The organism is Bradyrhizobium sp. LA2.1 (genome assembly GCF_040547725.1).
Taxonomy (GTDB): domain Bacteria; phylum Pseudomonadota; class Alphaproteobacteria; order Rhizobiales; family Xanthobacteraceae; genus Bradyrhizobium; species Bradyrhizobium barranii.
In genome coordinates this window covers 115,555-128,598 of sequence record NZ_JBEPQI010000028.1, presented here as the reverse complement: position 1 = coordinate 128,598, position 13,044 = coordinate 115,555, and the positions used below count along the sequence as shown (strand labels likewise).

The window sequence follows — 13,044 nt, the reverse complement described above, 5'->3', positions numbered from 1 at the left end:
TCGGACCCGCCGGGGCCGGAGCCCCGCTGTTCCACAATTCAAGGACTAGCACCAAGGCGTTAAACAGCGCGTTAACTGGGGGCGCCTCCGAAGGACTGAAATCACGTTCAATGCGGCCGCTCCCCCTGCCGCTTGACTTCGTCCGGCCGGTCAAGCCACGGTCCGCAGGTCCTGCCGCTTCGAGAATTCCCCTGATGGTCCCGCATTTTACCGTTATCCGCGACACAACGCCGGATTCCGCGATTTTGAGGGGCGCCGTGGTCGCCATGGGCAATTTCGACGGCGTTCATCTCGGCCATCGCGCGGTGATCGCAGCCGCCCTGGAAATGGGCCGGGCGCATGGCCGCCCCGCGCTGGCATTGACCTTCGAGCCGCATCCGCGCCGGTTTTTCAGCCCGAACACCCCGCAATTCCGCCTGACGGACGAGCCGGCCAAGCTGCGGCTTTTGGCCGGCACCGGGCTCGCCGGCGCCGTGGTCATGACCTTCGACAAGGCCAGGGCCGGGACCAGCGCGCAAGACTTCATTCACCATGACCTGATCGGGCGCCTCGGCGTCAGCGGCATCGCGGTCGGCTACGACTTCCATTTCGGCAAGGGTCGCGTCGGCTCGCCGAGCCTCCTGGTCAACGAAGCGCCCCGGCTCGGCATCGAGGTCGACGTGCAGGCCCATGTCGACATCGACGAGCGGCCGGTCTCCTCCAGCGCCATCCGGATCGCGCTCGCCGAGGGCCTGATCGACGAGGCCACCACAATGCTGGGCGCGCCCTGGTTCATCACCGGCGAGGTGATCCACGGCGAGAAGCGCGGCCGCGACCTCGGCTATCCCACCGCCAACATCCGCCTCGATGCCAATTGCGGCCTCAAGCACGGCATCTATGCGGTGCGGGTCGGCCGCGGCGCCGAGCGGCTGGACGGGGTGGCAAGCTTCGGCCGCCGTCCGACCTTTGATAATGGCGCGCCGCTGCTGGAAATCTTCCTGTTCGACTTCAAGGGCGACCTCTACGGACAAGCGCTCGACTGCGCCTTCGTCGGCTTCATCCGCGAGGAGCTGAAATTCGACAGCCTGGAGGCCCTGATCCGCCAGATGGACGACGATTCCGCCCGCGCCCGCGCCGTGCTGGCCGCCGCCCCGGACGCGTTTCCGCGGCTTGGCGTGATCGATTGAGGCCCAAATCCGGCCCGCCGAACCTTTTGCGCTTCTACCTTTTGCGCTTCCCTTGGCCCCCTGCTATGGAGAGCCCATGTTTGCGCGGTGCATCATAGGGATTAGCGGCCCGGCTTCCGCCTGAGCCTGAAGGCTCGGCGCAAGACCGGGATTTTGTCGTTTCACCCCGCGATTCCAGTCGCTATCCGTTTCCGCGCCCTTCCGAGCCAGTCAGCCCCATGTCCGAAAAGCCGCAAAAGTCCGACGCCAAAGACTATTCCAAGACCCTTTATTTGCCGCAGACGGATTTCCCGATGCGCGCCGGCCTGCCGCAGCGCGAGCCGGAACTGCTGAAGTATTGGAACGACATCGGCCTCTACGACAAGCTGCGCCGGGAGGCCCAGGGCCGCGCCAAATTCGTGCTGCATGACGGCCCGCCCTACGCCAACGGCAACATCCATATCGGGCACGCGCTGAACAAGATCCTCAAGGACGTCGTGACCAAGAGCCAGCAGATGCTCGGCTTCGACTCCAATTACGTGCCGGGCTGGGACTGCCACGGCCTGCCGATCGAATGGAAGATCGAGGAGGAGAACTACCGCAAGAAGGGCAAGCAGAAGCCCGATTTCCGCGACTCCGCCGCGATGGTGGCGTTCCGCAAGGAATGCCGCGCCTATGCGACGCACTGGATCAACGTGCAGCGCGAGGAGTTCAAGCGGCTCGGCATCATCGGCGACTGGGATCATCCCTATCAGACGATGAGCTATCCGGCCGAAGCGCAGATCGCCCGCGAGCTGATGAAGTTCGCGGCCAACGGCACGCTGTATCGCGGCTCCAAGCCGGTGATGTGGAGCGTGGTCGAGAAGACCGCGCTTGCGGAAGCCGAGGTCGAGTACGAGGACTACACCTCCGACATGGTGTGGGTGAAGTTTCCCGTCACGTCACCGGCGCATGGCGCACTCGCCAGTGCCTCCGTCGTGATCTGGACCACCACGCCCTGGACGCTGCCCGGCAACCGCGCGATCTCGTTCTCGCCGAAAATCGCCTACGGACTCTATAAGGTGACGGATGCGCCCGCCGACAACTGGGCCAAGACCGGCGATCTCCTGATCCTGGCCGATGCGCTCGCCGCAGAAGTGTTCAAGCAGGCGCGCGTCACGTCCTATGAGAAGGTGCGCGACATTCCCGGCGACACGCTGGACGCCGTGGAATGCGCCCATCCCCTGCGCGGGTTCGGTGGCGGTTACGAGTTCATCGTGCCGCTGCTCGCCGGCGAGCATGTCACCGACGACACCGGCACCGGCTTCGTGCACACCGCGCCGAGCCACGGCCGCGAGGACTTCGACGTCTGGACGGCCAACACCCGCGAGCTCGATGCGCGCGGCATCCCGACCGCGATCCCGTACACCGTCGACGAGAACGGCGCCTACACCGCGCAGACCCCCGGCTTCACCGGCAAGCGCGTGCTCAACGACAAGGGCGAGAAGGGCGATGCCAACGAGGCCGTGATCAAGGCGCTGATCGAAGGCGGCAAGCTGCTCGCGCGCGGCCGCCTCAAGCACCAATATCCGCATTCGTGGCGCTCGAAGAAGCCGGTGATCTTCCGCAACACGCCGCAATGGTTCATCGCGATGGACAAGGACATCAGCGATGACGGCCATGCGAAGAAGGGCGACACGCTACGCGCCCGCGCGCTGCACGCGATCTCGGTCACGCAATGGGTGCCGCCGTCGGGCGAGAACCGCATCAACGGCATGATCGCCAACCGCCCGGACTGGGTGATCTCGCGCCAGCGCGCCTGGGGCGTGCCGATCGCCGTGTTCGTGCGCGAGAAGAGCGACGGCTCGGCCGAGATCCTGCAGGACGAGATCGTCAACCAGCGCATCGCCGAAGCCTTCATGGAGGAAGGCGCCGACGCCTGGTACATGGACGGCGCCCGCGAACGCTTCCTCGGGTCCCGCGCGAGCGAGGACTGGAAGAAGGTCGACGACATCTGCGACGTCTGGTTCGATTCGGGCTCCACGCACGCCTTCGTGCTCGAGGATCGCCAGAACTTCCCGCAGCTCGGCAACATCGTCCGCAAGATCGACGGCGGCAACGACACCGTGATGTATCTGGAAGGCAGCGACCAGCATCGCGGCTGGTTTCATTCCTCGCTGCTGGAAAGCGCAGGCACGCGGGGCCGTGCGCCCTACGACGTCGTGCTCACCCACGGCTTCACGCTCGACGAGAACGGCCGCAAGATGTCGAAGTCGCTCGGCAATACCGTCGAGCCGCAGAAGGTGATCAAGGATTCGGGCGCGGACATCCTGCGCCTGTGGGTCTGCGCCACCGACTATGCCGACGACCAGCGCATCGGCCCGGAGATCCTGAAGAACACCATCGAGACCTATCGCAAGCTGCGCAACTCGATCCGCTGGATGCTCGGTACGCTGCATCACTTCGAGGCGAGCGAGAAGGTCGCCTATGCCGAGATGCCCGAGCTCGAGCGGCTGATGCTGCACGAACTGGCCGGCCATGCCGAAACCGTTCGCAAGGCTTATGCCGCCTTCGACTACAAGACCGTCGTCGCGAGCCTCGCGGCCTTCATGAACTCCGAGCTGTCGGCGTTCTACTTCGATATCCGCAAGGACACGCTCTATTGCGACCCGCCGTCCTCGGCGGCGCGCAAGGCCGCGCTCACCACGATCGACCTGTTGTGCGATGCGCTCCTGAAATGGCTTGCGCCGATCCTGAGCTTCACGACCGAGGAAGCCTGGCGCATGTTCCGGCCGAACGCGGAGCCTTCCGTCCATCTGACCCTGTTTCCCGAAGGCATCGAGACGCTCCGCGACGACAAGCTCGCCGCGAAGTGGGAGACGATCCGCAACGTCCGCCGCGTCGTCACCGGCGCGCTGGAGCTTGAGCGCGCCGCCAAGAACATCGGCTCGTCGCTCGAGGCCTCACCGTTGATCTATGTCGCCGACCGCGACATGCTTGCGACGCTGTTCGACACCGATCTCGCCGAGGTCTGCATCACCTCGAACTACGAGGTGCGTGAGGGCGAGGCGCCGGCGGGCGCGTTCCGTCTCGATGCGGTGCCCGGCGTCGCGGTCGTCGTCGAGAAGGCGGTCGGCACCAAATGCGCCCGCTCCTGGAAGATCTCGCCGACGGTCGGTGAAGACCCTGAATACCCCGACGTCACCCCGCGCGACGCCCAGGCGCTGCGCGAATGGAAGGCGCTGGGGGTGGGGGTCTGATCCCCGGCCATGACCCCGCTTCGCGCCGGCATCCTCGCGGCCGTGGTCACGCTGGTGGCCGACCAGGCCTCAAAGCTTTGGCTCCTGAACGTGTTCGACCTCGCCCGCCGTGGCGTGGTGAAGGTGACGCCGTTCTTCGACCTGGTGCTGGCCTGGAACATCGGCATCAGCTTCGGCTGGCTCCAGAACGACGGCCAATCGGCGCAGATCGCGCTGATGGCGGTCAAGGTCGTCGCCGTGGTCGCCCTCGCCATCTGGATGGCCCGCTCGCACACCCTGCTCGCCACGGTCGCACTCGGGCTGATCATCGGCGGCGCGATCGGCAACGGCATCGACCGCTTCGCCTACGGCGCGGTGGTCGATTTCGCCCTGTTCCACATCGAAATCGGCGGAAATACCTATAATTGGTATGTGTTTAACCTCGCGGACGTGGCCATCGTTGTCGGGGTGGCGGCGCTATTGTATGATTCCTTCCTGGGGGTACCCGCCGCAAAAGCGCCCTGATCCCGGCCGATACGGACCGGCAGGTGGAACCCTGCTTTTTGCGAGGATTGGCCGCGTGCGAGCGGCAAAGTGCAGCAATCTGCCACAATATGGAACAGGTACAGTGATGCGCAGCTCCGAGACCAGCGGTTCGATGGTTCGAGACCCCAAAGCGGGGTTCTGGCGGGCGTTGAAATTGTCCGCTGTCATGCTCGGCATCGGCCTCGTCATGACGGCAGGCCCGGTCCGTGCCGGTGACGACGACGACGATGATGACGGGATGACCTTCGAGGAGAAGATCATCGACAATCTGATGTCCGGCATCGGCGCCAAGAGCATGGAAAAGCCCGGCATCGAATACCGCGAGCGCTCGCCGCTGGTCGTGCCGCCCAAGCTCGACCTGCCGCCTCCCGCGACCCAGGCCAAGAATGCACCGAACTGGCCGAAGGACCCCGAGGAGAAGCGCCGCAAGGAAGCCATCGCAGCGCGCAAGAAGGCGACCAAGGCGACGGAGAACTGGCAGGCGGCCCAACCGCTGACGCCCGCCGAGATGAAGGCCGGCGAGGTCGCCGCAGCCCCCCGTACAAGCAATGACCCGATCCAGCCGGGCACCAACGGCAACCCGTCGCTCAGTCCCGCCGAACTCGGCTACGCTGGCGGTCTGTGGAACATGATGAAGGGCGGCAACAGCTCCGAAGAGAAGAAATTCACCAGCGAGCCGCCGCGCTCGTCGCTGGTCGAGCCGCCGCCGGGCTACCAGACGCCGTCCCCGAACTACGCCTATGGCGCCGGGCCGGACAAGTCGCGCCGGACCTATTTCGACATCATGTCGGGCAAGGACAAGGAATAGTAGCGCTCCTGCCCCACCGCGACATCCTGACAGGCGCATCCTGGCACCGGCGGCTTACGCACGCCGGACGCAGCCTGCATATTGCTTATCAGTAACTTGCCAGCGCGTTGAGTTCTCTGCTTCGTGACGCGAAGCCTCAGCCGCACGGTGTAGCATGCCGTGCCTCCGAGCCGGACATCCGGGTTCGGCCTTTTCATAAGGATTATGATGTCCTCTTACCGATCGGCCGCCTGCCTCCTTGCCGCGCTGCTTTCGACGAGTGTCCTCTCAGCCAGCGCCGCCCTCGCCCAGACCACGGTGACATCGGCCCCGCCCGCCAGCTTCACGCTCGCCAACGGCATGCAGGTCGTGGTGATCCCGGACCACCGCACGCCCGTGGTCACGGAGATGATCTGGTACAAGGTCGGCTCGGCCGACGAGACCCCGGGCAAGTCCGGGCTCGCGCACTTCCTCGAACATCTGATGTTCAAGGGCACCTCGAAGCATCCGGTCGGCGAATTCTCCCAGACCGTGCTCCGCGTCGGCGGCAACGAGAACGCCTCGACCTCGGTCGACTACACCAACTACTACCAGCGCGTGCCGAAAGAGCAGCTGCCGACCATGATGGAGTTCGAGGCCGATCGCATGACCGGCCTGATCCTCAAGGACGAGAACGTGCTGCCCGAGCGCGACGTCGTGCTCGAAGAGTACAACATGCGGGTCGCCAACAATCCGGACGCGCGGCTCAACGAGCAGATCATGGCCGCGCTCTATCTCAACCATCCCTACGGCCGGCCGGTGATCGGCTGGCACCAGGAGATCGAGAAGCTCGACCGCGAGGATGCGCTCGCCTTCTACCGCCGCTTCTACGCGCCGAACAACGCGATCCTCGTGATCGCCGGCGACGTGGAAGCCGCCGACATCCGCCCGCTGGTCGAGCGGAATTTCGGCTCCATTCCGGCCCAGCCCGCGATCCCGGAGCGGCGCATCCGTCCGCAGGAGCCGGAGCCGGCGGCGCCGCGCACGGTCACGCTGGCCGACCCGCGCGTCGAGCAGCCGAGCCTGCGCCGCTATTATCTCGTACCGTCGGCGACGACCGCCGCCGCAGGTGAAAGCGCCGCCCTCGACGTGCTGGCGCAGCTGATGGGCAGCGGCAGCAATTCCTATCTCTACCGCGCGCTCGTGGTCGACAAGCCGCTCGCGGTGTCCGCCAGCGCCAGCTATTCGAGCATCTCGCTCGACCCGACCCAGTTCGCGATCTCGGCCTCGCCGAAACCGGGCGTCAGCTTTGCCGATGTCGAGCAAGTGGTCGACGGCGTCATCGCCGACATCGCACAGAACCCGATCCGCGCCGAGGACCTCGAGCGGGTCAAGACCCAGCTCATTGCGGAAGCGATCTACGCCCAGGACAACCAGGCGGTGCTGGCGCGCTGGTATGGCGGCGCGCTGACCACGGGCCTCTCGATCGAGGACATCAGGAGCTGGCCCGACCGCATTCGCGCGGTCACCGCCGAGCAGGTTCGCACCGTCGCGCAGAAATGGCTCGAGAAGAAGCGATCGGTGACGGGCTATCTGATCAAGGACACCAGTGCCGCCAAGCGCGAGGAGAAGCGTTCGTGACCTATCCCTTCCTTCGACGCGTTGCATTCTCGCTTGCCACCGGCGCGGCACTCGCGCTGGCTACGGTCTCGCCGTCACAGGCGGCCGCAAAGATCCAGCACCTGACTTCGCCGGGCGGCATCGAAGCCTGGTTCGTACAGGATGCGACCGTGCCGCTGATCGCCATGGAATATTCCTTTGCCGGCGGCTCGGCGCAGGATCCCAAGGACAAGTCCGGCGTCGCCAATCTGGTCGGCGACCTCCTCGACGAAGGCTCCGGCGATCTCGACTCCAAGACCTTCCATGAGCGACTCGACCGCCGCGCCATCGAGCTCTCCTTCAGCGCCACCCGCGATACGTTCCGCGGCAGCCTGCGGATGCTGCGCGACAACAAGGACGAAGCCTTCGACCTGCTCAGGAGCGCGCTGACCTCGCCGCATTTCGACACCGCCGACGTCGAGCGCATCCGCTCACAGGTGATCTCGGGCCTGCGCCGCGAGACCACCAATCCGTCCTCGCTGGCGAGCCGAAAATTCCTGGAGGTCGCGTTCGGCGACCATCCCTATGGCCGGCAGACCAATGGCACGCTGGACAGCGTGCCGACCATCACGGTCGCCGACATGAAGGATTATGTCGGCCGCGTGATTGCGAAGGACGGGCTGAAGATCGCGGTGGTCGGCGACGTCGATCCGGCCACCCTCGGCAAGCTGCTCGACCACACTTTTGGTAGCCTGCCCGCAAAAGCCAATCTCACGCCGGTCGCCGACGTCGAGGCGGCAAAACCGCCGCAGCGCGCCTTCGTGCCGCTCGACGTGCCGCAGACCGTCATCACCTTCGGCGGCCCCGGCGTGAAGCGCAGCGATCCGAACTTCATGGCCGCCTATGTCGTCAACCACATCCTGGGCGGCGGCGGATTGTCCTCCCGGCTCTATCGCGAGGTACGCGAGAAGCGCGGGCTGGCTTATTCCGTGTTCGAATCGCTGCTCTGGATGGAGCATTCGGCGGTCTTCATCGGCAACACCGGCACCCGCGCCGACCGGGCCGGCGACACCATCGACGCCATCGACAAGGAAGTGCGCCGCATCGCCGAGGAGGGCCCGACGCAGAAGGAGCTCGACGAGGCCAAGTCCTACCTCAAGGGCTCGCAGATGCTGGCGCTGGATACGTCCTCGAAGCTCGCGCAGGCGCTGTTGCAATACCAGCAGGACAAGCTGCCGATCGACTATATCGAGAAGCGCAACGCCATCGTCGATGCGGTGACACTGGACGACGCCAAGGCGGCCGCCAAGCGCCTCTGGGGCCAGGGCCTCCTGACCGTGGTCGTCGGCCGCGCCCCACAGGCCGCCGCGCAACCGGCCGCGGCACCGGCGACGAAGTCGAACTGACGTCCCCTGACGTTTCCTGAAATGGCCGGGCTCGCCCGGCCATTTGCGTTTTCAGGATGCGCCATTGCCGAACGTGGACGTCCGCGATATGTCCGGACATCACGAATGGTGCCATCATGCTGCGGATATCCCGCGATCTCGTCATCGACGAGGACGACATCGAGATCGGCTTTGTCCGCGCCTCCGGCCCGGGCGGGCAGAACGTCAACAAGGTCTCGACCTCGGCGCAGTTGCGCTTCGACACCCGCAAGCTGACCCTGCCGGAGGATGCGGTGATCCGGCTTGCCCGCATCGCCGGCCAGCGCATGACCAAGGACGGCGTGATCGTGATCCACGCCCAGCGCTTCCGCACCCAGGAGCGTAACCGCCAGGACGCCATCGACCGGCTCACCGAGATCCTGACCGAGGCAATGATACGGCCGAAGCCGCGCCGCGCCACGCGGCCGACCTTTGGCTCCAAGCAGCGCCGGCTCGACGGCAAGAAGCGCCGCAGCGACATCAAGGCAGGGCGGGGCGGCGGCCGCTTCGACGACTAGCAAAGCAGACCCAGTCAAAAAAACTCCGGCCGCAGGGCGACCGGAGTCTGCTTGCTTCACCCGGCGGAACTAGTAACGCTTGGCCGGGGCTGCACCGCCCGTCGCGGAATCGTCGGCGGTTCCCTTATGCGCAGCGCTACCGGTGGTGCCGACCGTGCCCCTGGTGCCTTTGGTCGACTTCATGCCCGTCTTCTCGCCCGCCGCGCCCGGCTGAGCATTCATCTCCTCATCCCCGCTGCCCATTGTGCTGCCTTGCATCGGTTTGCCTTGCACGGTGCCGCCCGTCTTGGCGGGTGGCGCGCCTTGCGCGAGAACCGGCGTCGCAATGAGAGCCGACAGAGCGCATGCGATCATCGAGGTCTTCACCAACTTCATCCATTTCTCCTGGATTTTTCCGCGACGAATGGCCCGGCTGCATCCTGCGCCGCTCACCTGCACCGGGTCATTGCATCGCGTAGAGAGTTCAAGCGGCGCGGTCGTCATGCAATGCGCATGGTGTGGTGATCGTTTAGGGATTTGACGGCGGTTTCGCGGAATTGTGCTCCGCATATAAGGCATTGCGGAACACACGCGGCCACCAGTGTCTCCGCGCGCATCGAAACAGCCCGCTACTACCACCGCATCTTTGACGCCGCCTAGAGTTTGCGCACGTTGATGTGGATGGGCGGATTCTTGGCGATGCGCGCAGTCGTGCTTGGATTGTGCACCGCGATGGTGCTGGTGACGCGGGTTGCCGATGCGCAAATGCCCTTGCCGGCCGGCAAGCCGCCGGATGGCGCGACGCTGTTCAAGCAGCAATGCGCGGTGTGCCACACGACGAGCCTGTCAGAACCGGCGCGGCAAGGCCCCCCGCTGGTGAAGGTCGTCGGCCGTCCCGCCGGCAAGACCGAAGGCTTTAAATACTCGGAGGCGCTGTCGAAAGCGGACTTCGCCTGGGACGAGACCAGGCTCGACGCCTGGCTGAGCAATCCGCAAGCCGTCATTCCCGGCGTGACGATGGTCTACCGGCAGGCGAAGCCGGAGACGCGCGCCGCCATCATCGCTTTTCTCAGGGAGCAGAACTGAATGGCAAAGCCCGTTCATTCCATGATCCGCGTGTTCGACGAGGCCCGCTCGCTCGACTTCTACAAGCGCGCCTTCGGCCTGGAGGTCGCCGACCATCTGAAATTTTCGGACTTTGCCCTGATCTATCTGCGTCATCCCTCCTCACCTTTCGAAGTCGAACTGACGGTGAATTTCGATCGCAAGGAGCCGTACCAGCTCGGCGACGGCTACGGACATATCGCCGTGGTGGTCGAGGATCTCGATGCCGAACATGCCCGCTTCGAGCGCGAGAAGCTCTCACCGGGACCGCTGCGCGACTTCAAGCACGACGGCAAGACGCTGGCGCGCTTCTTCTTCGTCAGCGATCCCGATGGCTACAAGATCGAGGTGATCCAGCGAGGGGGTCGTTTCGGCTGATCAAAATCACAAAAATCCAAATCACAAAATCTACGGAGGAATGCCATGAGAGAAGTCGATCGTCGAAGCAAGCACAGCCGCCGCGTCTTTCTCAAGGGAGCGGCGACCGCCGTTCCGGTCGTCGCTGTCGCGACCAACGTCGCCGTCAGCATCGAGGATGCCTGGGCGGATGATGCCAGCACGCTCTCGCCCGCAACGATGAAGACGCTGCTGAAGGTCGCGCGCGACATCTATCCGCACGACGTCCTCGGCGACAGCTACTACATCACCGCGATCAAGCCGTGGGACGGCAAGGCGGCGAAGGACCCCGCCGTCAAGTCTCTGATCAGCGACGGCATCACGCGGCTCGATCAGAACGCGCGGGATCGCCACAAGGTGGCTTACGCCGAAGTGCCATGGGAAGCCGACCGCGTGGTGCTGCTGACGGAGATCGAGCAGAGCGACTTCTTCCAGAAGGTGCGCGGCGACCTCGTCGTGTCGCTCTACAACCAGAAAGAGGTCTGGCCGCGGTTCGGCTACGAGGGTTCCTCCGCCGAGCATGGCGGCTACATCAACCGCGGCTTCGCCGACATCGACTGGCTGCCGAAGGCTTAAGCCTCACCCAACGGTTCAGGAGAACGCATATGGCAAAATTCGATCTGAACGACTCCAGCGTTGTGGTGATCGTCGGCTCCGGTGCCGGCGGCGGCACGCTGGGCAACGAGCTCGCGCAGAAGGGCGTCAAGGTGGTCATCCTTGAAGCCGGCCCACGCATCGAGAACCAGGATTTCGTCAACGACGAGTGGGAGAGCTTTTCCCAGCTCGCCTGGACCGATGCCCGCACCACGTCGGGGACATGGCGCGTCGCCAAGGATTTTTCGGGCCTTCCCGCCTGGATCGTCAAGGCGGTCGGCGGCTCGACCACACACTGGGCCGGCGCGTCGCTGCGCTTCGACGAGCATGAGTTCAAGGTGAAGAGCACCTACGGCGGCCTGCCCGGCGCGAACCTGCTGGACTGGCCGGTGACGCTCGCCGAGATCGAGCCATGGTACGCCAAGGCCGAGAACAAGATGGGCGTGACCCGCACCAACGGCATTCCCGGACTTCCCGGCAACAATAATTTCAAGGTGCTGGAGGCCGGTGCGAAGAAGCTCGGCTACAAGACCGTGCATACCGGCAATATGGCCATCAACAGCCAGCCGCGTGACGGCCGCGGCGCCTGCCAGCAGATCGGCTTCTGCTTCCAGGGCTGCAAATCCGGCGCGAAATGGTCGACGCTCTACACCGAAATCCCCAAGGGCGAGGCGACCGGCAATCTCGAAGTCCGGCCCAGCAGCATGGCGGTCAAGATCGAGCATGACGCCGGCGGCAAGGTGACCGGCGTGGTCTATGCCGACGAGACCGGCGCGATGCAGCGCCAGAAGGCGCGTATCGTTGCGGTGGCCGGCAATTCGATCGAGAGCCCGCGGCTATTGCTCAACAGCGCCTCGAGCATGTTCCCCGATGGCCTCGGCAATTCATCGGGCCAGGTCGGCCGCAACTACATGAGGCACATGACCGGCAGCGTCTACGCCGTGTTCGAGAAGTCGGTGCACATGTATCGCGGCACCACTATGGCCGGCATTATCCGTGATGAATCCGCCAACAATCCGAAGCGCGGCTTCGTCGGCGGCTACGAGATGGAGACGCTGTCGATCGGCCTGCCGTTCATGGCGGCGTTCCTCAACCCCGGCGCCTGGGGCCGTCCGTTCACCGCGGCGCTCGACGATTATCCCAGGATGGCCGGCATGTGGCTGGTCGGCGAGGACATGCCGCAGGAGACCAACCGCATCACGCTCGACCCAAGCGTGAAGGACAAGTTCGGCCAGCCGGTAGCAAGCGTGCATTTCGACGACCATCCCAACGATCTCGCGATGCGCGCACATGCCTACAAGCAGGGTGCTGCGGTCTATGACGCCGTCGGCGCCACGGTGACCTATCCGACGCCACCCTATCCGAGCACGCACAATCTCGGCACCAACAGGATGAGCGAGAAGCCGCGGGATGGCGTGGTCAACAAGTTCGGGCAGAGCCACGACGTCAAGAACCTGTTCGTCTCGGATGGCAGTCAGTTCACCAGCGGGGCGGCCTGCAATCCGACGCTGACCATCGTCGCGCTCGCGATCCGGCAGGCGGATTACATCGCCGGCGCGATGCAGAAAAAGGAGATTTGACCTCGGGCGTTATCCCGTCTGATTGGAAGAACGTGGCAGGCATTTCGCCTGCGGCCATCCTTCGAGACGCCCGCCTACGGCGGGCCCTCAGGATGAGGTCGTGTTGCGCGGCGAGATATCAGACCCTCATGGTGAGGAGCCCGCCGAGGCGGGCGTCTCGAACCATGCAGGCCGA

12 protein-coding genes are annotated in these 13,044 nt (G+C 64.9%); 11 read left to right on the top strand and 1 reads right to left on the bottom strand.

All coding sequences use genetic code 11. The features are described 5' to 3' along the window. Window positions 1-194 precede the first annotated feature (194 nt). The 7 genes from ABIB95_RS38665 (at window position 195) to arfB (ending at window position 9,216) form a co-directional block, all read left to right on the top strand. Window positions 195-1,166: a bifunctional riboflavin kinase/FAD synthetase gene (locus tag ABIB95_RS38665; RefSeq protein WP_259256169.1), complete on the top strand. Its 972-nt coding sequence runs from the start codon at window positions 195-197 to the stop codon at window positions 1,164-1,166. Window positions 1,167-1,384: 218 nt separating this feature from the next. Then, window positions 1,385-4,384, top strand: coding sequence for an isoleucine--tRNA ligase (gene ileS, locus ABIB95_RS38660; protein WP_354247718.1), 3,000 nt, complete (start codon window positions 1,385-1,387; stop codon window positions 4,382-4,384). Between the two features lie 9 nt (window positions 4,385-4,393). After that, on the top strand, window positions 4,394-4,888 hold the full coding sequence (lspA, locus tag ABIB95_RS38655; protein WP_085403349.1) for a signal peptidase II: 495 nt from the start codon (window positions 4,394-4,396) through the stop codon (window positions 4,886-4,888). A 106-nt stretch (window positions 4,889-4,994) separates the two neighbouring features. Then, window positions 4,995-5,717, top strand: a complete 723-nt coding sequence (locus tag ABIB95_RS38650; protein WP_354247756.1) for a hypothetical protein — start codon at window positions 4,995-4,997, stop codon at window positions 5,715-5,717. 204 nt (window positions 5,718-5,921) lie between these two features. Beyond that, the gene (locus tag ABIB95_RS38645) at window positions 5,922-7,316 is read left to right on the top strand and encodes a M16 family metallopeptidase (RefSeq protein ID WP_371496566.1); all 1,395 of its coding nucleotides are present in this window, start codon (window positions 5,922-5,924) and stop codon (window positions 7,314-7,316) included. Further along, entirely contained in the window at window positions 7,313-8,680 is a 1,368-nt protein-coding gene (locus ABIB95_RS38640) for a M16 family metallopeptidase (protein WP_038953199.1), read from the top strand. Before ABIB95_RS38645 ends, ABIB95_RS38640 begins: the two co-directional genes overlap by 4 nt. A 116-nt stretch (window positions 8,681-8,796) precedes the next feature. Continuing rightward, window positions 8,797-9,216 (top strand): alternative ribosome rescue aminoacyl-tRNA hydrolase ArfB, encoded by a 420-nt coding sequence (arfB, locus tag ABIB95_RS38635; protein WP_063985592.1) that lies wholly within the window; start codon window positions 8,797-8,799, stop codon window positions 9,214-9,216. A 69-nt stretch (window positions 9,217-9,285) separates the two neighbouring features. Here the strand turns inward: arfB and ABIB95_RS38630 are convergent, their stop codons facing one another. Further along, window positions 9,286-9,699, bottom strand: a complete 414-nt coding sequence (locus ABIB95_RS38630; protein WP_354247714.1) for a hypothetical protein — start codon at window positions 9,697-9,699, stop codon at window positions 9,286-9,288. A gap of 195 nt (window positions 9,700-9,894) precedes the next feature. Here ABIB95_RS38630 and ABIB95_RS38625 point away from each other — a divergent pair, with 195 nt between their 5' ends. Genes ABIB95_RS38625 through ABIB95_RS38610 form a run of 4 tightly spaced genes read left to right on the top strand, consistent with a single transcriptional unit; the run spans window position 9,895 to window position 12,869 of the window. Further along, window positions 9,895-10,281, top strand: a complete 387-nt coding sequence (locus ABIB95_RS38625; RefSeq protein WP_354247711.1) for a c-type cytochrome — start codon at window positions 9,895-9,897, stop codon at window positions 10,279-10,281. Further along, complete coding sequence (locus ABIB95_RS38620) at window positions 10,282-10,677, top strand: VOC family protein (RefSeq protein WP_354247708.1); 396 nt, start codon at window positions 10,282-10,284, stop codon at window positions 10,675-10,677. A gap of 45 nt (window positions 10,678-10,722) precedes the next feature. After that, on the top strand, window positions 10,723-11,271 hold the full coding sequence (locus tag ABIB95_RS38615) for a gluconate 2-dehydrogenase subunit 3 family protein (protein ID WP_354247705.1): 549 nt from the start codon (window positions 10,723-10,725) through the stop codon (window positions 11,269-11,271). A gap of 29 nt (window positions 11,272-11,300) precedes the next feature. After that, window positions 11,301-12,869 carry a GMC family oxidoreductase gene (locus ABIB95_RS38610; RefSeq protein WP_354247702.1) on the top strand — a complete coding sequence of 523 codons (1,569 nt, stop codon included), beginning with the start codon at window positions 11,301-11,303 and terminating at the stop codon, window positions 12,867-12,869. The last annotated feature ends 175 nt before the right edge of the window (window positions 12,870-13,044 follow it).